At 75.0% G+C, this 21249-nt stretch carries 14 protein-coding genes; 1 reads left to right on the top strand and 13 read right to left on the bottom strand.

Going from position 1 to position 21249, the window contains the following annotated elements; translation table 11 throughout:
* Nucleotides 1–21: 21 nt before the first annotated feature.
* The 5 genes from ATL51_RS02310 to ATL51_RS02290 form a co-directional block, all read right to left on the bottom strand.
* Nucleotides 22–783, bottom strand: a complete 762-nt coding sequence (locus ATL51_RS02310) for a 3-hydroxyacyl-CoA dehydrogenase (RefSeq protein ID WP_073574552.1) — start codon at nucleotides 781–783, stop codon at nucleotides 22–24.
* Nucleotides 784–817: 34 nt separating this feature from the next.
* The gene (locus ATL51_RS02305; RefSeq protein WP_100877499.1) at nucleotides 818–1966 is read right to left on the bottom strand and encodes a thiolase family protein; all 1149 of its coding nucleotides are present in this window, start codon (nucleotides 1964–1966) and stop codon (nucleotides 818–820) included.
* A gap of 250 nt (nucleotides 1967–2216) precedes the next feature.
* Nucleotides 2217–3581, bottom strand: a complete 1365-nt coding sequence (locus ATL51_RS02300) for a dicarboxylate/amino acid:cation symporter (protein WP_100877498.1) — start codon at nucleotides 3579–3581, stop codon at nucleotides 2217–2219.
* 202 nt (nucleotides 3582–3783) lie between these two features.
* Nucleotides 3784–5109, bottom strand: coding sequence for an MFS transporter (locus ATL51_RS02295; RefSeq protein WP_100877497.1), 1326 nt, complete (start codon nucleotides 5107–5109; stop codon nucleotides 3784–3786).
* The gene (locus tag ATL51_RS02290) at nucleotides 5106–6326 is read right to left on the bottom strand and encodes a M20 metallopeptidase family protein (RefSeq protein WP_100877496.1); all 1221 of its coding nucleotides are present in this window, start codon (nucleotides 6324–6326) and stop codon (nucleotides 5106–5108) included. The genes ATL51_RS02295 and ATL51_RS02290 overlap by 4 nt, the downstream gene beginning before the upstream one ends.
* 119 nt (nucleotides 6327–6445) lie before the next feature.
* Between ATL51_RS02290 and ATL51_RS02285 the strand changes: the two genes are divergently transcribed.
* Nucleotides 6446–7474, top strand: a complete 1029-nt coding sequence (locus tag ATL51_RS02285; RefSeq protein WP_301548855.1) for an Lrp/AsnC family transcriptional regulator — start codon at nucleotides 6446–6448, stop codon at nucleotides 7472–7474.
* Nucleotides 7475–7480: 6 nt separating this feature from the next.
* On the opposite strand, the gene ATL51_RS02280 is transcribed toward ATL51_RS02285, so the two are convergent.
* Genes ATL51_RS02280 through ATL51_RS02250 form a run of 8 tightly spaced genes read right to left on the bottom strand, consistent with a single transcriptional unit; the run spans nucleotide 7481 to nucleotide 21109 of the window.
* Entirely contained in the window at nucleotides 7481–9262 is a 1782-nt protein-coding gene (locus ATL51_RS02280; protein ID WP_100880424.1) for an acyl-CoA dehydrogenase, read from the bottom strand.
* A gap of 46 nt (nucleotides 9263–9308) precedes the next feature.
* Complete coding sequence (locus ATL51_RS27965) at nucleotides 9309–10409, bottom strand: FAD-dependent oxidoreductase (RefSeq protein ID WP_157818199.1); 1101 nt, start codon at nucleotides 10407–10409, stop codon at nucleotides 9309–9311.
* Nucleotides 10406–12757: a hypothetical protein gene (locus ATL51_RS28565; RefSeq protein ID WP_167409944.1), complete on the bottom strand. Its 2352-nt coding sequence runs from the start codon at nucleotides 12755–12757 to the stop codon at nucleotides 10406–10408. The genes ATL51_RS27965 and ATL51_RS28565 overlap by 4 nt, the downstream gene beginning before the upstream one ends.
* The gene (gene sbnA, locus ATL51_RS02270; RefSeq protein WP_100877494.1) at nucleotides 12757–13812 is read right to left on the bottom strand and encodes a 2,3-diaminopropionate biosynthesis protein SbnA; all 1056 of its coding nucleotides are present in this window, start codon (nucleotides 13810–13812) and stop codon (nucleotides 12757–12759) included. The genes ATL51_RS28565 and sbnA overlap by 1 nt, the downstream gene beginning before the upstream one ends.
* Nucleotides 13813–13843: 31 nt before the next feature.
* Nucleotides 13844–14887, bottom strand: coding sequence for a 2,3-diaminopropionate biosynthesis protein SbnB (gene sbnB / locus ATL51_RS02265; RefSeq protein WP_100877493.1), 1044 nt, complete (start codon nucleotides 14885–14887; stop codon nucleotides 13844–13846).
* Nucleotides 14884–15861, bottom strand: coding sequence for a TauD/TfdA family dioxygenase (locus ATL51_RS02260; protein WP_100877492.1), 978 nt, complete (start codon nucleotides 15859–15861; stop codon nucleotides 14884–14886). The genes sbnB and ATL51_RS02260 overlap by 4 nt, the downstream gene beginning before the upstream one ends.
* A 17-nt stretch (nucleotides 15862–15878) precedes the next feature.
* On the bottom strand, nucleotides 15879–18419 hold the full coding sequence (locus ATL51_RS02255; RefSeq protein WP_100877491.1) for a non-ribosomal peptide synthetase: 2541 nt from the start codon (nucleotides 18417–18419) through the stop codon (nucleotides 15879–15881).
* Complete coding sequence (locus ATL51_RS02250) at nucleotides 18416–21109, bottom strand: Pls/PosA family non-ribosomal peptide synthetase (RefSeq protein ID WP_208622894.1); 2694 nt, start codon at nucleotides 21107–21109, stop codon at nucleotides 18416–18418. The genes ATL51_RS02255 and ATL51_RS02250 overlap by 4 nt, the downstream gene beginning before the upstream one ends.
* Between the last annotated feature and the right edge of the window lie 140 nt (nucleotides 21110–21249).

The following is a 21249-nucleotide window of genomic DNA, read 5'->3' as shown; positions in this document are numbered from 1 at the left end:
CCTCCCCTCGGGTGGTCGTGACTAGCGGGGCTGCATCCGGATGGCGCCGTCGAGACGGATCGTCTCGCCGTTCAGCATGGGGTTCTCCACGATGTGGGCGGCGAGCTTGCCGTACTCCGCGGGCTGCCCCAGCCGCGACGGGTGCGGCACCTGCTTGCCCAGCGAGGTCTTGACGTCCTCGGGCAGCCCGGCCAGCAGCGGGGTCTCGAACAGGCCCGGGGCGATGGTGCAGACCCGGATGCCGAGGTCGGCCAGGTCGCGGGCGATCGGCAGGGTCATGCCGACGATGCCGCCCTTGGACGCCGAGTACGCGGCCTGCCCGATCTGCCCCTCGAACGCCGCGACCGAGGCGGTGTTGATGATGACGCCGCGGTCGCCGTCGACCGGCTCGGACTTCGCGATCCGCTCGGCGGCGAGCCGGATCACGTTGAACGTGCCGATCAGGTTGACGGTGACGACCTTGGTGAACCCGTCCAGCGGGAACGGGCCCTTCTTGCCGTAGGTCTTGATGCCGTTGCCGATGCCGGCGCAGTTGACCGCGACGCGGACCGCACCGAGCTCTTCGGCGGCGTCGAGGGCGGCGGTCACCTGCTGCTCGTCCGTGACGTCGGCGGCGACGAAGCGGACGTTCTCCCCCAGCTTGTCCGCGACGGCCTCACCCTGCGACGACGGCAGGTCGATGATCAGCACCTTGGCGCCGAGCTCCACGAACTTCTCCGTGGTGGCGAGGCCCAGGCCGGACGCACCGCCGGTGACGACGGCGACGGAACCGTTGATGTCCATGTTCTGTCTGTTCCTTCCGGGTGGGGAGCGGGTGTCAGAGGAGCTCGAGGATGGTGGCGTTGGCCTGGCCGCCGCCCTCGCACATGGTCTGCAGGCCGTAGCGGATGCCGTTGTCCCGCATGTGGTGCACCAGGGTGGTCATGATCCGGGCGCCGGAGCCGCCGAGCGGGTGGCCGAGCGCGATCGCGCCGCCGTTCGGGTTGAGCAGGGCGGCGACGTCGCCGTCGTCGTCGGCGATGTCGGCCAGCCAGGCCAGCGGCACCGGGGCGAAGGCCTCGTTGACCTCGAAGGCGCCGATCTCGTCCAGCGACAGGCCGGAGCGCTTCAGCGCCTTCTCGGTCGCCGGGATCGGCGCGGTCAGCATGATCACCGGGTCGGCCCCGGCCAGCACCGCGGTGTGCACCCGGGCGATCGGGGTCAGGCCCAGCTCGCGGGCCTTCTCGGAGGTGGTCATGAGCAGCGCGGCCGAGCCGTCGGAGATCTGCGAGGAGTTGCCGGCGTGGATGACGCCGCCCTGGTCGGCGTCCTTGAACACCGTCTTGAGCTGGGCGAGACCCTCCAGGGTGCCGCCGCGGCGGACACCCTCGTCGGCGGTGACGCCGGCGATCGGGGCGATCTGGCCGTCGAACCGGCCGTCGTCCTGCGCGGCGGCGGCGCGCTCGTGCGACTGCAGGGCGAACTCGTCGAGACGCTGGCGCGAGAAGCCCCACTTCTCGGCGATCATCTCGGCGCCGACACCCTGGTTCGGCGCGACGCCGTAGCGCTCGGCGAAGTCGTTGCCCAGCGGGTCCTGGTCCTGGCGCGAGGAGCCCATCGGGACCCGGGTCATGGACTCGACGCCACCGGCGACGGCCACGTCGTAGTGCCCGGCGATCAGACCGGCCGCGGCGAAGTGCACGGACTGCTGGCTGGACCCGCACTGGCGGTCGACGGTCACGCCGGTGACGGTCTCGGGGAACCCGGCGGCCAGCGCGGCGTTGCGGCCGATGTCGAAGGTCTGCTCGCCGCTCTGGGACACGCAGCCCCAGATGACGTCCTCGATCTGCGCCGGGTCGACGCCGGACCGCTCCACCAGGCTGCGCAGCACGTGGGCCGACAGGTCGGTGGGGTGGATGCCGGCGAGGCCGCCCTTGCGCTTGCCGACCGGGCTGCGTACAGCCTCGACGATGACTGCGTCTCGCACGGTGTTCGCTCCTTCGCGACGGTGGACGGCGCCCGGGACGGGGCCGTCGGCTCGCCACGACGGTAGCAGGAAACAGTCAGTGTTGACTGCCACGGGGCGGTGCGACCCGGGTCACGCCGACCACGGAGATTCCTCGGCCGGCGCGCCACTGTCGATCGGCACCTCGGCGCCGCCGGGGCGGCGCCGAGGTACTGATCGATCCCGGACCGGCGCCGCGGTACGGGCGCGGCGGGCCGGTGCGCGACCGGGGTCAGGCGGAGGTGGCCGACACCCGGCCGGCCGTCGCACCCTCGACGGAGGCGGTGGCCTCGGTGGCCGCGGTGGCGTCGACGGGATCGGCGGCGTCGCGCCCGAGGATCCCCTCCTGCGCCGCGACGAGCGTCGGCACGGTGATCTGCCCGGCGACGTTGGTGGCGGTGCGCATCATGTCGAGGATCGGGTCGATGCCGATCACGACCGCGATCCCGGCCGCGATCACCGCGGGCGGCATCCCGACCGCGGCGAGGGTCAGGGTCAGCATGGTGAACCAGCCGGTCGTCCCGGCCGTGGCCAGCGCCCCGAACACCGCGACGGCGACGATCACCAGGTACTGCCACACCGCGAGCTGCACCCCGGAGATGTGCGCGACGAAGATCGTCGCGAGCGCCGGGTAGACGGCGGCGCAGCCGTCCATCTTGGTGGTCGTGGCCAGCGGGACGGCGAACCCGGCGTAGTTGCGGTCCACGCCGAGGTCGATCGCGGCCTGACGGGACATCGGCAGGGCGGCGCCGGACGAGCGGGAGACGAAGGCGAACTGCAGCACCGGCCAGGTGGTGCCGAAGAAACGGCGCGGCCCGATCCCGGCCACGACCTTCAGCAGCAGCGGATAGACACCGAACAGGACGATCGCGCAACCGAGGTAAACGGTGCCGATCAGCCCGGCGAGCGAGGAGACGACGCCGCTGCCGTAGGTGGCGAACGCGGTGCCGATCAGGCCGAGCACGCCGATCGGGGCGAGCACGACGATCCAGCGGATGACCGTCAGGACGATCTCGAACGCCGAGCGGGAGAACGCGACGAACGGCTCGGCCTTCTCCCCCAGCGCGTAGGCGGCGGCGCCGACGAGCAGCGCGGCGACGACGACCTGGAGCACGTTGTCGTCGGCGAACGCGGCGACCGGGTTGTCCGGCACCAGGTTCGACAGCAGTGCCTCCCACGACCCCGCGGTCCGCGCGCCCACGGCCTCGACGTCGGCCGGGTCGGCGGCGATCGTGACGCCCTCACCGGGCCGCCCGATCAATCCGATCGTGATGCCGATCAGTACCGCGACCAGGGAGGTCCCGGCGAACCAGGCGACGGTGCGCCCGCCGAGCCGGGCCGCGGTGCGGCCGCCGCCGAGGTCACGCAGGCTGACGATGCCGACGACGATCGCGAGGAACACCAGCGGCGCGACCGTGAACTGCAGCAGGCCGGTGAACAGTCCGCCGACGGTGTCCAGCGTGGTCGCGAGACCCGCGGACCCGGTGACCCGGGCGGTCAGCCCGAGCAGTGCGCCGAGCACGAGCCCGGCGACGGTGAGCAGTGCGAACACGCGCGGGCGCTGCCAGGCGCGTGCGGCACGGACGACGAGTGACACGGGTTCCCCCAGGAGGTGCGGTACGGGTGTGGTCGGCGGTCAGCGCCGACAGCCCGTGGCCGGACGGCGGCACAGGTCGATCACCCGCCGGCACACCAGCCACACACCCGTCCCCCGCACAGGGGGAGCAACGCACCCGTTCGCCGCGATCTTCCCGCCGGACGGGGGCACACAGCGTGACCCGCACCTCCGTCCGGGGCCGTCACCGCACCCGTGGGGTGGTCGCGTGCGCGGCCGGCTCGGCCCCGTCGCGGCCCGCGGTCGCGAGGTCGATCCCCCGGGTCTCGGGCAGCAGGTACACCGTCAGCCCGGACACCAGCAGCAGCACGATCGCGTAGCCGAGGAACAGGCCGGGCCTGCCGATCTCGGCGAACAGCGTCTGCAGGTAGGGGGCGGTCCCGCCGAACAACGCGACCGAGATCGAGTAGGGAACGCCGAGCCCGGCGGCGCGCACCCCGGTCGGGAACATCTCGGCGTAGAGGGCGGGCCCGACGGCGCAGCCCGCCCCGATCAGCGCGAGCGCGACGGTCATCGCGACGAACAGCGTCGGCCCGTCGTGGATCATCGCGTCGAGCGGGAACAGCGCCAGGACGAGCACCGCACCGGGCACGAGCAGGGTGCGGCGGCGACCGAACCGGTCCGAGGCCGCGCCCCACAGCGGCAGCAGCACCATGAACACCGCCAGCGCACCGGCGCCGGCCCACAGCGCCGCCGCCGGGTCCACCCCGCGCGCGGTGATGGCGTACGCCGGGGCCGCGACCGACCAGACGTAGTAGACGACGGTCAGGCCGCTGGTCAGGAACACCACCCGGGCCAGCGCCTTCGGGCGGGCCAGGACCTGGCGCCACAGCGACGGGCGGCCCGGCGTCGCGGTGCGGGCCTCCTCCTCCCGGGAGTAGGTGTCGGACTCACGCATCCGCAGCCGCATGACCAGCGCGTACAGCCCGAACAGCCCGCCCAGGACGAACGGCACCCGCCAGCCGTAGGCGGCCATCTCCTCGCGGGTGAGCACGCTCGACAGGACGGCTCCGAGCACCGTCCCGACCAGGATGCCCGCGGTGCCGGAGAAGTAGATGAGGCTCGACCACAGCCCGCGCCGTGCGGGCGGGGCCATCTCGGCGAGGTAGGTCTGCGCGGCGGGCAGCTCGCCCCCGTGCGCGAGGCCCTGCGCCAGCCGGGCCAGGACCAGCACAACCGGTGCGGCGATGCCGATGACGGCGTGGGTCGGGACGAGCCCGATCACCAGGCTGCCCACCGCGGCGGTCGCCACGCACAGCGCCATCGACAGCCTCCGGCCGCGGCGGTCGGCGATCCAGCCGAACAGGAAGCCGCCGAACGGGCGGGCGACGAACCCGACGGCGAACACCGCGAGGGTCTTGAGCAGGGCGGTGCCGGTGTCGTCGCCCGCGAAGAACTGCGGGGCGAAGAACGCCGAGAACGTCGCGTAGACGTTCCAGTCGAACCACTCCATGGCGTTGCCGGCGCCGATCCCGAGGATCGTGCGACGCCGCTCGGTGCGCTCGGTCATGCCGCCACCCCCGCGGCCGGGGCGAGGCGTGTCGTGGCGAGCGCGGCGTACAGCGCGGTCGCGTCGGCGAGGACGCCGTCGTCGAAGCGGGCGAGCGGCGAATGGTTCATCGGCGCGGTGTCGGGGTCGGCGCCGGGTGGGCAGGCGCCCATCCCGAGGAACGCGCCCGGGACGGCGGCGAGCACCCGGGAGAAGTCCTCGGAGCCGCTGACCGGGTTCGGTGCGAGCCGGAACCGGTCCTCGCCGAGCAGCTCGGCGCACACCCCGGCGGCGAACCCGGCCTCGTCGGCGTCGTTGACGGTGCGCGGGTACTCGTCGGTCCAGACGACCTCGGCGCGCACGCCGTGCGCGGCGGCGACACCGTCGCAGACCTCGCGGACCAGCACCGGCAGCGTCGCGGCGTGGGCGTCGGAGAAGCTGCGCACGGTCGCCTCGAAGCGGGCGGTGTCGGGGATGACGTTGCGCCGGGTGCCCGCGGCGACGACGCCGACGGTCAGCACGACCGGGTCGAACATGTCGAAGCGGCGGGTCACCATCGTCTGTAGGGCGGTGATCATCTCCGCGGCCGCGGCGATCGGGTCCCGGGCGGTGTGCGGGTTGGAACCGTGGCCGCCCGCCCCGTGCACGACGACGTCGAGCGCGTGCGAGGCGGACAGGAACACCCCGGGCCGGGTCGTGACCAGCCCGGCGGGCATCCGGTTGGCGAACACGTGCAGGCCGTAGGCGTGGTCGACGCGCCGTCCGGCGGCGGTCAGGACGCCCTCGGCGAGCATGTGGCCCGCGCCGTCGAAGCCCTCCTCGCCGGGCTGGAACATGAACACGACGTCGCCGGCGAGGTGGTCGCGGTGGGCGCTGAGCAGCCGCGCGGCCCCGGCCAGCGCCGCGGTGTGCAGGTCGTGGCCGCAGGCGTGCATGGTGCCGGTCCGCGCGGCGAAGTCCTCGCCGGAGCCCTCGGCGACCGGGAGACCGTCCATGTCGCCGCGCAGCAGGACCACCGGGGCGTCCGCGCCGGCGCCCGGGGCGGTGCCGCGCAGGACGGCGGTGACCGACGTCGTCGTCGTCCCCTCGGTGATCTCCAGCGGGAGCCCCTGCACCGCGGCCAGGACCCGGTCACGGGTCCGGGGCAGGGCCAGCCCGACCTCGGGGTCACGGTGCAGCTCCCGGCGCAGGTGCACCAGATCCGGCTGCAGCGACCGGGCGTCGTCACGAAGATCCACAAGCGTCCCCTCGGGTCGTACCGGCGGGCCACGCTGCCCGCCGGAGGTCCTGCCCGAGTCTCGGAGCCCGCGCGTTACGGCACGTAACATCGACGGATCCGATCCGGATCGGGGGCCCCGTGGACGGAACCGACCGTCATCCGCTGTCCGAGGACGACTTCGCGCTCGTCCACGCGCTGCAGCTGCACCCGCGCGCGAGCTGGGCCGGGCTCGGCCCGGTGCTCGATGCGGCGCCGGTGACGCTGGCCCGGCGCTGGGCCCGCCTGCAGGGGTCCGGGCACGCGTGGATCAGCTGTTATCCGGTGGTCGGCGAGGACGCCATGCAGGTGGCGCTGGTCGAGGTGGACTGCGCGCCGGGGTGGCTCGCCGGGGTCGTCGCGGCGCTGGACTCCGAGCCGTCGGTGATGACCATCGAGTACGCCGCCCGCGGCCGGGACCTGCTGCTGACGGTGAACGCGGCGTCGTTCACGGAGCTGTCGGGGCTGGTGCTGGACCGGATCGGACGGGTGGCCGGGGTCGCGTCGGTGCGCACGCACCTGGCGTCACGGGTGCACCGGGAGGGCAGCCGGTGGCGGCTCGACGCGCTCGACACCCGGCAGGTCGCGGCCGTGCGCGCGCTGCGCCGGGCGGACACGACACCGCAGGCGGCGGGTGTCGATCTGCGGGGGCCGGTGTACGCGCCGCTGGTGCGGGAGCTGTGCGCCGACGGCCGGGCGAGCGCCGCGGAGCTCGCGGACCGGGTCGGGCGGCCGGCGTCGACGGTGCGCCGGCAGCTGTCGGCGCTGGTGCGCTCGCGGGCACTGGTGTTCCGCTGCGAGGTCGCACAGCTGCTGACCCGGTGGCCGATCTGCGTGACGTGGTGGATCCGGCTGCCGACCGCCGCGGTCGAGCACGCGGTGCGCCGGGTCCGTACCGATCCGCGGGTGCGGCTGTGCCTGTCGCTCACCGGGCCGGAGAACCTTCTGGTCACGGCGTGGACGCACTCGCTGGGCGAGCTGGTCGGGATGCAGTCGGCACTGGAGCGGTCGCTGCCGCAGGCGCAGATCGTGGACACCTCGGTGATCCTGCGGACCCGCAAGCGGATGGGGTGGCTGCTGCACCCCGACGGCCGGGCCACCGGGGCGTGCGTCCCGGTGTTCCCCGGCTGAGGAGGGTCAGAGCCAGGCGTCGCGGACGTCGAGCGTGGTCCGGTCCAGCGACGCGAGCAGGTCCAGCTGCGGGCCGGTGCGGGGCAGCTCGTGGCGCACGAAGTAGCGGGCCGCGGCACGCTTGCCCTCGTAGAGGTCGCCGTCGCGGCCCTCGGCGGCGAGCGCCTGCTCCAGCCAGATCCAGGCGAGCACGACGTGCCCGGCGGCCTCCAGGTAGACCGAGGAGTGTGCGACCGCCAGCGCCGGGTCGTCCTGGCCGTGCACGATCCCGGTCACCTCGACGACCCGGTCCACGGCCGCCGCGACGGCGTCGGCGTGCGCGGCGAGTTCCCCGCCGACCGCGCGTCCGCGCTCCACGGTCTGCCCGATCGTCTCCCGCAGCAGCGTCAGCCCGGCGCCGCCCTGCATCACGACCTTGCGGCCCAGCAGGTCCAGGCCCTGGATGCCGTGGGTGCCCTCGTGGATCGGGTTGAGCCGGTTGTCGCGGTAGAGCTGCTCGACGTCGTGGTCGCGGGTGTAGCCGTAGCCGCCGTGGATCTGGATGGCGAGGTCGTTGGCGTGCAGGCACCACTGCGACGGCCAGCTCTTCGCGACCCGGGTCAGCACCTCCAGCAGCAGGTGCGCCCGGCGGCGTTCCTCGTCGGTCCCCGCCGTGCGCTCCTCGTCGAGGAGCCGCCCGCAGTACAGGTTCAGCGCGAGCGCACCCTCCACGTAGGACTTGCTCGCGAGCAGCATCCGGCGCACGTCGGTGTGGGCGACGATCGGCACCTGCGGGCTCGCCGGGTCCTTCGCCCCGGCCGGGCGGCCCTGGGTGCGCGTACGGGCGTGGTCGAGGGCCAGCAGGTAGCCGGCGTAGCCGAGTGCGGTGGCACCCGCCCCGACCCCGACCCGGGCCTCGTTCATCATGTGGAACATCTGGGCGAGACCGGTGTGCGGCTCCCCCACCAGGTACCCGACGGCGCCCGCCTCCCCGCCCGGGGTCGCGCGGCCCTCGCCGAAGTTCAGCACCGTGTTGACGGTGCCGCGGTAGCCCATCTTGTGGTTGAGCCCGGCGAGGGCGATGTCGTTGCGTTCGCCGTTCTCCAGCACCCGGGGCACCACGAACAGCGAGATGCCCTTCACCCCGGCCGGTCCGCCGGGGATCTTCGCCAGCACGAGGTGGACGATGTTCTCCCCCAGCTCGTGCTCGCCGCCGGAGATCCACATCTTGGTGCCGGTGAGCCGGTGCGTGCCGTCGTCGCGCGGCTCGGCCCGGGTGGTGACGTCGGCCAGCGACGACCCGGCCTGCGGCTCGGACAGGCACATCGTGCCGAAGTAGCGGCCCTCCACCATCGGGCGCACCCACGTCTGCACCTGCTCGGAGCTGCCGTGGGCGAGCAGCAGGTTGGCCGCGGCGACGGTGAGCATCGGGTAGGCGGCGGTGGCGACGTTGCCGGCGTGCAGCCACACGAAACACGCCTGGACGACGACGGCGGGCAGCTGCATCCCGCCGACCCGCTCGTCGAGCCCGGCGCCGACGATCCCGGTGTCGCCCAGCATCTTCAGCGCGGCGCGGACCTCGTCGGGGAGCGTGACGCGCTCGCCGTCGAACTCGGGCTCGCGGGTGTCGGAGACCTTGCGGTGCGGCGCGAAGTGCTCGGTCGCGACCTGTGCGGCGAGGTCGACGACGGCGTCGATGGTGTCGCGGTCGTGCTCGGCGTAGCGCTCGCGGTCGCAGAGCTCGACCACCCGCAGCCAGTCGTGGAGCAGGAAGTCGAGGTCGGCACGGGAGATCAGCTGCGCTCGCACGGCACCCACGATCGCACCCCGGGGCGGATCCGGGGAAGCGGGCCGCTCAGCCCCCGGCCGCGAGCGCCGGGGTGAACGCCGGCGACCCGGACCGGCCGGTCCGCACCAGGTCGGCGACGAGCTCGCCGACGGCCGGGGCGTACTTGAAGCCCTGCCCGGAGAACCCGCCGAGGACGACGGTGCGCGGCTCCCACGGGGCGAGCGCGACGATCCCGCGGCGGGTCGGGGTGTAGCCCTCGACGTAGGACTCCAGCCGGGCGGGCCGGTCGGACATCCCGGCGAGGCGCGCGGCGACCGCACCGGCCCAGTCCCGGGTGTAGCCGGCCTCGACCCACGGGTGGTGGTCGGCCGGCGAGTGGACGCGGGGCTGCGGCTGCTGGTGGTTGATCTTGACGGTGGCGCCGTCGACGGCGGGGAAGAACGTGTGCACCGGTGCCGCGGTGTGGATCCCGGGCGGGAAGACCGCGGGCGCGAACCGGGCGGGGTCCCGCACCCCGAACCAGCTCAGCACGACGCGGCGCTGCTCGATCCCGATGGCGCCCGGGACGAGACCGGCGCCGTGGCCGGTGGCGATCACGACGTTGTCGGCGACGGTCTCGCCGTCGACGGTGTGCAGCACGCCGCGCCCGCGCCGCCTGCCGATGCCGAGGACGGTGACGCCCTCCCGGACGGCCGCTCCGGCCCGGCGGGCCTCCGCGACGAGCCCGCGGGTGGCGGTGCCGGCGTCGAGCAGCCCGCCGCCCGGGTCGAGCACGGCCACCTCGTCCGCGCCGAGCAGGTGCGCGGGCCAGCGCACGGCCGCCGCGGCCGCGTCGAGCACGGTGGTCCGGCCCGGCAGCGCGACCGCCCGGACCCGCGGGTCGTCGCGGGCGCCGAGCGTGAGCGCGCCGCAGGCGGTGAACGGCGCGCCGGGCAGCCCGGTCCAGAGCTCACGGCTGCGGTCGAGCAGGCGGACGTGGTCCGGCCCGGTCGCGACGGCGGTGCGGAAGATCCGCGTCTCGCCGCCGGAACCCCCGTCGGGGTGGCCGACGCGCCCGGACTCCAGCCCGACGCAGGACACCCCGGCGCGGACCAGCGCGAGCAGCGACGCCGCGCCGAGCACACCCAGCCCGACGACGGCGCACTCGACCGACCCGGCCCGCCTCACGGGTGCTGCGACCGGGTCCGGGCGTCCGCGGGGAGCGGCACGCGGGCCGGGTCCCGGGGCAGGCGTCCCGGCCAGACCAGGCAGAGCAGCGTCGGCGCACCGACCGCCCGCAGCGCGGCGACGGCCGTCACGACGTCCTCGGTGGTCGTCGCAGCGGTCTCGACGACGAGCACGCTCGGCCCGCCGTCGCGCACGGCGCGCAGGTCCTCGTGCGCGAGCCGCGGGACCCGCAGGGCCCGCACGACCGGCGCTCCGGGGGCGACGGTCGTCGCCGGGGCGCCGGGGGTGAGGTCGCGGTACTCGCGCCGGTCCCCCACCAGTGCGGCCGCCTTGACCAGCTCGGACGCGACGTCGCAGGCGGGCTCGCGGGTCAGCTGGACGACGGTGAGGCAGTCGACGTGGCGCAGCAGGTCGCGGTAGGCACCGGCCAGGCGCGGCACCGCGTCCGGGGCGGTGCCCGGGGCGAGCACCGGCACGTCGAGCCGGGCCCGGAGCCGGTCCTCGGGGTGGGCCTCGGGCAGCAGCCCGCGGCCGCGGCGGACCGCGGGCACCCCGAGACCGGCCAGCAGCAGCGCCGCACCGGCGCCGATACCGGCCGCCCCGCCGACCCACCACGCGGTCGGGACCCCCGGCGCGACGACCGGGGCGGGCCCGTCGACGACGACCGTGACCTGCCCGGTCCGGTCGGCCAGCGTCCGGCCGAGCTGCTCGGCGACCGGGTCGGTCCCGGTGGTGCCGGAGCTGCCGGTGGCCTGGGCGTCGGCGGCGCGCCGGTCGATCTCGGCGCGCAGCGGCTGGGTGCCGCCGGTGGTGACGGCGGCGTCGAGGGCGCCGATGCGCTCGCGCAGGGCGGTGACCGCGTCGTCGGCCAGCGCGGTGGCGCTCGCGTCGTCGGTGCCGGTGGCGCGGACGGCGACCACACCCGGTTCGGGTGCGGTGAGCACGAGGCGCCCGGCGACGTCGGTGACGGTGGAGCCGGTCAGCTGGGCGACGCGATCGGTGAAGGCGGCGCTGCCGGCCGCGGCGAGCGCGCGGGCGGTGGCCGGCCCGGGGTCGGCGGTGCCGACCGAGCCGACCTGCACCGACGTCGTCGCGACGGCGGGTGGTGGGAAGAGCACGGCCAGGCCCGCGGCGCCCGCGGCCGCGAGCAGCACGGCTCCGGTGACCGGGGCGCGGCGACGGCGCAGGGTCGCGCCGATCTCCGCCAGGGGGCCGTTGCGGTCCGACCCGGACGGGACGGGTTCCGGTGTCGCGGCCGGGTTCGGTGCGGCCGCGGGGGCGGTCGGCGGGGCCGGGGCCGCGGTCCGGTCCGGCCGGGGCGCCCCGGGCGGGACCGGACCGTCGAACCCGGCCGGCAGCTCCGGGCCGGACCCCGTCGGGGCCGGGCGCGGGGGTGCGACCGGGGACCGCTGCGGGGCCGGTGCGGGGGTGGGCACGGACGCCGTCGGCGGCACCGGCGGCACCGGCGGGATCGCCGAGGTGGCCGGGGACGGGCGGGACGGTGCCGGCGCGCCCGGCGGTGTGGACCGGGTGGGCAGGGCCGACGAGCCGGTGACGGGCGCCGTCCTTGTGACCGCCGACGGTCCGACGGGCGTCGTGGCCGACACCGCGCCGCGCGCAGCGTTCCTGCCCTTCGCGCCGTTCGCCGGACCCTGAACCGGGGTCGTGGACGTGGCCGGGGTGCCGGTGCGGGGTGAGGTCGGCAGCGACGTCGGGGTCGCGGTGCGGTGGGCCCCGGCGCGCGGCTCGGTCCCGGCGCGTGCGTCGGTGCCGTTGCGTGTCTCGGCTCCGGTGCGTGCCCCGGCCGCGGTGCGCGGCTCGGTCCCGTGCTGCGCGTCGGTGCCGCCGCGCGGGTCGGCGCCGGTGCGCGGTCGCGTCTGCACGGTGTCCTCCACCCCGGAAGGACCGGAAGCACCGGAACCGTCCGGGGCACCGGGACCCGCCGTCGACGCGGCGGGCTCGGCCCGGGTCACCGCACCCGGCGGCGGCAGCAGTCCCCGCCGTCGCGACCGTGCCCGGTCCGGCGTGCCGGAGCGCGACGACGGCTCGGCGGGCCGCGACAGCTCAGCGGGACCGGTACCGGGCGACGCCGGGTCTGCGGCGCGCACCGGGGGTCGCTCGTCGCCCCGCGCCGGAGCCGCACCGGCCGGCGACGGAGTCACCGCGGGCAGCGCCGTCGTCGCGGAAGCGTCCTCGACGGCACCCGGGGCTCCGCCGGCCGGCTCCCGCGGTGCGTTCTCGCGGCGGTAGGGCGTCGGCCGGGACGACGACGACCCGGCTGCCGTCTCCGCCGGTGCCTCGCGCCGCGGCGGGACCAGCGGGGCCCGCGGGGTCCTGGTGCGGGCCATCAGCGGGACCCCGCGACCAGGGCCGGACCACCGGGCAGGATCTCGGTGACCACGCCGGCGGGCGTGAACTCGGTGATCGTGGCCTCGCGCGGCTGCGGCATCCCGGCCGCCGCCTCGGGGCCGAAGTGCTCGGCCAGCCACGACGGCCGGTAGACCGTGTCCAGGTAGCGCTCCCCCATGTCCGGGGCGAGCGCGACGGCCGTGGTCGTCGCGTCGCCGTGGCGGCGCAGCCAGTCCGCGGCCCCCGCGACGACGGTGCCCGTCGACCCGCCGAACAGGAACCCGCGGCGGGCCAGGGCGTGGCACGCCTCGAGCGTGTCGGGCTCGGCGACGTGCACGACGTCGTCGATGTAGGACTCGTCGAGCGCCTCCGGGCGGACGCTGGTGCCCAGCCCCGGGATCATCCGGGGCGTCGGCCGGTCGCCGAAGGTGACCGACCCGGCCGCGTCGACCGCGACCACCCGGACCGGACGCGGCCGGGACCGGAAGTAGCGGGCGCAGCCCATCAGCGTGCCGGTCGTGCCCGCGCCGACGAAGACCACGTCGAGCTGCGGGAACGCCGCCTCGATCTCCGGCCCGGTCGTGACCTGGTGCGAGCCCTGGTTCTCCGGGTTGGCGTACTGGTTGAGCCAGACGTAGCGGTCGTCGCCGGCGACCAGCGAGCGGACCAGCGCGATCCGGGTGGCGAGGAAGCCCCCGGCGGCGTCGGGGGTGTCGACGACGCGGACCTCCGCGCCGAGCGCCTCCATCAGCCGGTGGGTGGCCGGGTTGCAGCGCGGGTCGGTGACGCAGACGAACCGGTAGCCCCGGCTCGCCGCGATCATGGCGAGCGCGACGCCGAGGTTGCCCGAGGAGGACTCCACGAGCACCGATCCGCGGTGCAGCAGGCCGCGCCGCTCGGCGTCGGTGACCATGCCGAGTGCGGCCTTGAGCTTGACCGATCCTGCGAAGTTGAAGCCCTCGCACTTGAGGTAGACCGACAGTCCGAGGACCCCGGTCAGGTCGACGTACAGGTCGTTGGTGTTGAAGTCTTCGGGTGCGGAGATGACGGTCATCGTCGACCCCTCGTGTACCAGTGGTGGCGGCTCAGCCGTGCCGGCTCAGCTCGTGGAAGAAGTCGTCGACGGTGTGCAGCTCGCCGGCGCGGGCGACCTCGGCGTGGACGAACCGTCCGACGGCGAGGTCGAGGACCCCGAGGCCGAACGGGGAGAACACGACCGTGCGGTCGGTGGGGACGGCCAGCGTGCCGTCGAGCACCTGGTCGAGGGTGCCGTCGACGAAGTCGCGGTTCCCGGTGGCCTGTTCGGCCAGATGCGGGGAGGTGTCGGCCTTGAGGCAGTGCTCGACGTCGTCGAGGACGTTGAAGGCGCTGAGCACGATGTCCGCGGACAGGTCGCGCAGCGACACGTTCAGCACCAGCGGGTGGTGGTCGAACCAGGCGGGGTCGTGCACGTGCGGGGTGCCCGCGACGGTCGCGAAGATCACCAGGTCGCTGCCGCGGACCAGCGACTCGGCGGAGTCGTGGATCCGGACCGCGCCGGGCGCGGTGCGCTCGACGTGGCCCCGGAACCCCTCGGCGGAGTCGGCCGACAGGTCGAACACGCCGACCTCGTCGAAGGTCCATCCGGTGCCGACCAGGAACTGGTGGATGTAGCGGGCGATCAGCCCGGTCCCGACGAACCCGACGCGACGCGGGCGGGCCCGGTCGCGCGAGAGCCGGTCGGCCGCCGAGGCCGCCGACGCCGCGGTGCGCGTCGCGGAGATGATCGAGCTCTCCAGGCAGGCGTACGGGTAGCCGGTGCGGGGGTCGTTGAGGATCAGCACCGCCGAGGCCCGGGGGACGCCGCGGGCGACGTTCTCCGGGAAGCTGGAGATCCACTTGATGCCGTCGACGCCGGTGTCGTCACCGGTGCCGCCCAGCGACGCGGGCAGCGCGATGATCCGCGACGACGGCCGGTCGGGGAACCGCAGGAAGTACGACGGCGGGTTCACCGTCGCGCCGGCGCCGTGCACCCGGTACGTGTCCTCGACGAGCTCGACGAGCTCCTTCTCCCGCCCGCCGAGCGCCCGCGCCACCTGGGCGCCGGAGATCACGGAGAAGGCGGGGACCGACTCGGCCGGGGCGTTCATCGGGCTCCCTCGAAGGCGGGGACGGCGACGCCGTCGGTCATGGCGACGACGACGTGCCGGTCACCGGTGTAGGGGTCGCGGCCGTGGGCGAACCGCAGGTTGTCCACGACCAGCAGGTCGCCGTCCTGCCAGGGCTCGCGGACGGCGTGCCGGTCGTGCGCGGCGTTGATCTCGTCGACGACCGCCTCGGGCACCGGGGAGCCGTCGCCGAAGCGGGTGCTGAACGGCAGCCCGTCCGGGCCGTGCATCTCCAGCAGGAACTCGCGGACCTCGGGGTCCATCGCGAACTCCGACAGGAACGCGATCTGGTTGAACCAGACCCGCTGCCCGGTGACCGGGTGCATCAGCACGCCGTGCCGGCGCTGGCGGGTGCGCAGCCCGCCGTCGGGCGTCCAGACCGTGCCGATGGCGTTGGCCCGGCAGTAACGCTCGACGGCGTCGCGGTCGGCGGTGCCGAACGCCTGCTCCCAGGAGGCGCCGATGTCGTCGCCGTAGGAGCGGGTGAGGATCCAGCCCTCGCGCTCGACGCGGTCGACGAGTGCGGGCGGCAGGTCCGCCGCGACCCGGCTGGTGTCGACCAGTGGCGTGGCGCCGCCGGTCTCGGGTGCACGCAGGCAGGCGAACAGCAGCGTGGCGGGCGTGTCCAGGACGTAGGACAGCTCGTGGTGGGCGCACATCGGCTGGCGCGCGGGCCACGGGGTGGCCGAGTAGACGCCGTCCGACAGCAGGGTCCGGGCGGCGATCGCCTCGCACTCGACGTAGCTGCCGGTCCCCAGCCTGGCGGCCACACCGGCGACGTCGGCGACGGTGCGCAGGCCGAGCCCGCGCACCAGCACGACACCGTGGTCGTCGAGCAGGTCGCGCAGCGCGTCGCCGTGGCGCTCGGTCCAGCCGGCGGCATCGCCGCCCGGGCCCGCGTCGAGGACGGGCGGTCGTCCGGGGTGCGGGCGCACCCCGAGCAGTGATCCGGTCATGTCTCCCCCTGTGGTGGTCAGAGCTGGTCGGCCGGGAGCAGCCCGGCGAGGTCGGCGAGGACGGGATGGTCGAGCACCTGGCGGACCGTGACGGCCCGGCCGAGTGCGATCACGAGCTTCACCGCGGACAGCGAGCTGCCCCCCAGGTCGGCGAAGTCGTCGTCGGGGCCCACCGATCCGGCGGGCAGGTCGAGCACGCGGGTGACGGCGTCGACGACGCGGCGCTGGGCCGCGGTGAGTTCGCCACCGGTCGGGCCGGCCGACGCGCTCCCAGCGACGGCGGCCTGCGCCGCGGCCGCGGTCGCGTGCGCGGTGAGGGTCTTGCGGTCGATCTTGCCGTTGGCGGTGACCGGCAGCGGGTCGAGCCGGTGGACCGTCGGCGGGACCATGTAGGCGGGCAGGCTGCGCGCCAGCCGGGCCCGGACCTCGGGAGCGTCCGGGCCGTCGCCGGCGTGATAGGCGACCAGCTGCGGCCCGCCCGCGGTCGTCGCGACGACCACGCAGGCGTCGCGGACGCCGGGCACCGCCAGCAGCGCGTTCTCGATCTCGCCGATCTCGATGCGGAACCCGCGGATCTTGACCTGGTTGTCGCGACGGCCGAGGAACTCGAGCTGCCCGTCGGGGCGCCAGCGGCCGTGGTCGCCGCTGCGGTAGAGCCGCTCGCCGGGCCGGTGCGGGTCCGAGCCGAACGCGGCGGCGGTGCGGTCGGGGTCGTTGACGTAGCCGCGGCCGACGCACACCCCGGAGAACACGATCTCCCCGGGCGCGCCGAGCGGCACGGGCGCCAGGTCGGCGTCGACGACGTAGACCTTCACCCCGGGCACCGGGGCGCCGAGCGGGACCCGGCCGTCCGCGGGAGCCTCGCGCAGCACGGCGTGGTTCGTGTCGTCGGAGGTCTCGGTGAGGCCGTAGGCGTTGACCAGCGGGACGCCGGGCAGCACCCGGAACCAGCGCTGCACCAGCTCGGTCTTGAGCGCCTCCCCGGTGGCCGAGACCATCCTCAGGTCGGGCAGCGCCGTGGGGTGCTCCTCCAGGTAGGTCAGCACGACCTCGAGGTAGCTGGGCACGAGCTGGGCGACGGTGACCCGGGACCGCACCAGGGTGTCGACGAAGCGGCGGACGTCGAGGATCACGTCCTGCTCGACGAGCAGGGTCCGCCCGCCGGCGAGCGGACCCGCGACGAGCTGCCACAGCGAGATGTCGAAGCACTGCGGCGCGGTCTGGGCGACCACGCAGCCCGGCGCCAGCTCCAGGTCCTCGATCTTGGCGAGCAGGTGGTTGAGCATCCCGGCGTGCTCGCACATCGCGCCCTTGGGCTCGCCGGTGGAGCCGGAGGTGAAGTACAGGTAGGCGAGTCCGTCGGCCGGGACGTCGGCGGTGGGCGCGGGGCCGTCGGCGGCGGCGACCGCGTCCGGCACGGTCAGCACCGTCGTCGCGACGCCGGCCTCGTCGAGGTGGGCGCGGGTGGCGTCGGTGGTCAGCGCGATCCGGCACCCGGCGCGGGTGAGTGTGCGGGCGATCCGCTCGGCCGGGAAGTGCGGCTCGACCGGCAGGTAGGCGCCACCGGCGCGCAGGACGGCGAGCACCGCGACCATCCAGTCGAGGTCGCGGTCGCACACCACGGCGACGACGTCCTCGGGCGCCAGCCCGGCGGCGAGCAGGGTCGAGGCGACGCGGGCGGCGCGGTCCTCCAGCTCGGCGCGGGTGAGGGTGACCCCGGCGTGCTCGGCGACGACCTCGTCGGGGGCTGCGGCGGCGCGGTCGGCGAGCAGCTCGTGCGGGCGGCGGTCGGGCAGGTCCCGGGGCCGGCCGGCGAGGTCGCCGAGCTGGGCGTCGCGCTCGACTCGCCCGACCAGCGCCGACGGGCGCACGGGCGCGTCGGCGTCGGCGGCGGCGAGCGCCAGGGCCGCGGCGTGGTAGCCGGCGATCCGGGCGGCCGCGTCCTCGTCGAGCAGGTCGAGACGGTGGGTCAGGCGCAGGGTGGACCCGGACACCGCGACGTGCAACCCGGCGGCCGGCCCGTCGCCGGTGGTGGGGCACGGGTCGGCGCCGCGGTCGCCGGTGCGGCCGAGCGCCCCGGGGGCGATCTCGGCGCCGCGCAGGTCCGCGCCCGGGTCGAGCACCGTGCCGAACGACGGCACCGCGGTCCCGAGCTCGGCGGCGAGGCGTCCCAGGTCGGGCCCGGGGTGGGCGCGCAGCCCGGCCAGTGCGTCGGCGGCCGCGGTGACCAGCGCGGACCAGCTGCGGGCCGTGTCCAGGCACACCGGCAGCGGCGTCGCGCCGGCGCGGGCCGGGACACCGGCGGTCACCTCGGTGTCGCCGGACAGGGCCGCGAGGACGGCGGCGTGCGCGGCGAGCAGCACCGCGCCGGGCTCCACGCCGGTCACCGCGGCGACGGAGGCGACCGCGTCCCGCGGGATCGGCTCGGTGTGCACGGCGGTCCCGGGCCGGGGTGTCGCCGTCCACGACGGGGCCGGGGTGGCGCCGCCGGTGAGCAGCACCCGGGTCCAGTACTCGCGGGTGGTCGTGGTGGCGGGGTCGGCGAGCGTGCCGGTCATCGTGCGGTCTCTCCGTTCAGCAGCGGGGCCGGGGCGGGGCGGGACCGCGGGGCGGCGGCCGGGTTGCCCTCCCAGACGGCACCGGCGGGGACGTCCTCGCCCTTCATGAGGAAGGCGTCGCAGCCGATGCGGGCGGCGTCGCCGACGACGGCGCCGTAGTGGACGAAGGCGCCGACATCGAGACAGGCGCCGGTGCCGACGGAGATGAAGTCGGACTTGAAGGTGCCGTCCTCCTGCGAGTGGCACTGCAGCACCGACCCGGCGTTGAGGACGACGTCGTCGCCGATGCGCACGAGCGTGCGGTCGGTCATGTTGCACCCGTCGTCGAACACGCGGCGGCCGATCTGCACGCCGAGGGCGCGGGTGACGAGGCTCTTGAACGGGGTTCCGGCGAGCATCCGGTCCCAGCCCTGCACCACGAGCTTCCAGTACCGCTCGTGCCACCAGAAGTACGGGTCGTAGACAGAGCAGAAGCGGGGCTGCAGCCGGCGGCGCCCGGCGACGGTGAGCCGCTCGACGGTGATCGTGTACGTCATCGTGAACAGCAGCGACAGCAGCAGCTGCACCCCGACCGCGACCGGACCCAGCGGCGCCAGCAGGGCGGCGACGATCAGGGTGAGCAGGGTGACCCCGAACAGGGCACCCCACCGGAACGCCACGGCCAGGGCGATGGTGCGGCGGTTGTAGCGGTTCTTGGCGCGCAGCCGGTCGTGCAGGTCGAGGCCGGTGTGCAGGTGGCCGAACATCGAGTCCCGGGCGACGGTGCGGGGGATCTCGAACGGCGGCGAGCCGAGGAGCCCGACCCCGGTCCGCACCCGGCCGTCGGTGGGGACGAGCGTCTTGGTGGCGATCAGGCAGTCGTCGCCGACCCTGGAGCCGGCCGTCCATACGATCCTGTTGCCCAGGAACGAGTTCGACGCAATCCGTGTCCGGTTCACGACGAATGCGGTGTCCGAATAGTCGACATTGACGATGGACAAACCGTCGGCGACCATCGTGCCGGTTCCGATCGAGCTCGCGAACGGCGTCTCCTGCTTCACCGCCGTCCCGAAGTTCGTCCCCGTCTGCGGGGTCCGCCGGAGATCGTGTCCGATGATCCGGAGGTAATCGACGATGTAGGAGCTGTCGCCGAGCAGATAGGTGAAGAACCGGACGTTCGTGATCCGTAACACGGTGCGCTGCAACGTGTATCGCAGGCCGTAGAGGGGGTACGGACGTCCCTCGGTGAGCCCGAGCGACAGCACGCGCGCGACCACTGCGGCCCCGAACAGACCGACGGCCGTCCCGGCGAGGAGCAGGCCGGTCGAGCTGACGAGGGCGTCGAGCCAGAGCTGGGACGAGACCACCCCGGCGGCCCCGCTGCCGATCACCGCCGCCAGCGTCGGCACGGACGCCAGCACGACGTCGACCACACCGGTGCCCAGCGGCAGCCAGACCAGCAGCAGCCAGCCGAGCTGGCCGGTCGCATAGCCGGCGCGCCGGGCCCGGCCGATCGTCGCCGAGACCCCGGCGCCGGGGTCTCCGCCGCCCGGGCGGGCCGGAGTGCCCCACCAGGTCGCACCGGCCGGAACGACCTGGCCGGTGTGCAGCGAGGAGGCGTGGGCGAGCCGTCCGCCGTCGCCGATCTCGGTCCCGATGTCGATCACCGACGCCTCGCCGACGACGACGCGGGCACCGATCGTGACCCGGCCGGTCCGGATGATGCCCGGCTCGGCGCGGTAGCAGGACAGGATCGAGTCCTTGCGCAGCACGGTGTTCGCGCCGATCGTGAGCAGGTCCGGGCAGGCCGGGATGGTGCGCGCCAGCATGACCACGCCGGGTCCGATCCGGGCGCCGAGCAGCCGCAGGTAGAGCGGCAGCAGCGGCGAGCCCGCGGCGACCAGCAGCAGCGGGTTGGTGCGGACCAGGGTCCTGGCCAGCCAGAACCGGTAGTACGCGGCGCTCCACAGCGGGATCTCGCGCTCGGTCCACCGGCCGACGAGCAGCCACTTCGCGGCGATCGGGAGCACCGCGAACACCGTGAAGGCCACCGCCACCGCGGCCAGCGAGCGCAGGTAGAAGTCCAGCAGCCCGGTGCCGAGGGCGATCCACTGGAACACGGCGCCGAGCAGGGTGCCATAGGCGAGGGTGAACACGACGAAGGTGAGCAGCTGCGCCGCGCCGCACAGTACGTAGGCGCGGGTGGTGCCGGTCGGGACCGGCAGCGCGGGCGGTGCCTCGTCCGGCACGGGACCGGCGTCGCCGGCGAGCGCGACGGCCAGACCGGCGGCGGTGGGGTGGGCGTAGACGTCGGTCATCGCGACGTCGGGCAGGTCGTCGCGGCGGCGGACCCTGGCGCAGAACCGGGTCATCGTCATGGAGTCGGCACCGAGGTCGGCGAACACGTCGGCGTCGGCCCCGACGTCGGCGCCGACCAGCTCGGCGAGGATCGCCCGGTAGCCCTCGCGCACGTCGTCGACGGTGCGAGCGGAGCGCGCGACCGACGGGGCGAGTGCCGCGGCCAGCCCAGCCACGGTGGGGTGGGCGTAGACGTCGGTCATCGCGACGTGCGGCAGGTCGGGCCGCTGCCGGACCCGCGCACAGAACCGGGCGAGGACCATCGAGTCGGCACCGGCGTCGACGAAGAAGTGGTCGTCCGGCCGCACGGGTGCGTCGAGCAGCTCCGTGATGATCGCTGTGAAAGCGATCACGACAGCGTGTTCCGGCTCGGACACCGTGCGCGATTCCTGTTCGCGCACAGGCCCGGTGGTCATCACCCCGTCTTTCGACACCATCGCCATCCCCCGGCAGTACGAGCGTGTACGGGCAGAATCGTCGACCATTTCCAGCG

The organism is Pseudonocardia alni (genome assembly GCF_002813375.1).
In the GTDB taxonomy this organism is placed as follows: domain Bacteria; phylum Actinomycetota; class Actinomycetes; order Mycobacteriales; family Pseudonocardiaceae; genus Pseudonocardia; species Pseudonocardia alni.
Note: the sequence above shows the minus strand (reverse complement) of the source record. Positions and strands in the feature narration are given on the sequence as shown.

Coding starts and splice junctions, on each gene's coding strand:
- ATL51_RS02310 (WP_073574552.1), bottom strand. CDS start 783: ATGGACATCAACGGTTCCGTCGCCGTCGTCACCGGCGGTGCGTCCGGC.
- ATL51_RS02295 (WP_100877497.1), bottom strand. CDS start 5,109: ATGACCGAGCGCACCGAGCGGCGTCGCACGATCCTCGGGATCGGCGCC.
- ATL51_RS28565 (WP_167409944.1), bottom strand. CDS start 12,757: ATGGCCCGCACCAGGACCCCGCGGGCCCCGCTGGTCCCGCCGCGGCGC.
- sbnA (WP_100877494.1), bottom strand. CDS start 13,812: ATGACCGTCATCTCCGCACCCGAAGACTTCAACACCAACGACCTGTAC.
- sbnB (WP_100877493.1), bottom strand. CDS start 14,887: ATGAACGCCCCGGCCGAGTCGGTCCCCGCCTTCTCCGTGATCTCCGGC.
- ATL51_RS02260 (WP_100877492.1), bottom strand. CDS start 15,861: ATGACCGGATCACTGCTCGGGGTGCGCCCGCACCCCGGACGACCGCCC.
- ATL51_RS02255 (WP_100877491.1), bottom strand. CDS start 18,419: ATGACCGGCACGCTCGCCGACCCCGCCACCACGACCACCCGCGAGTAC.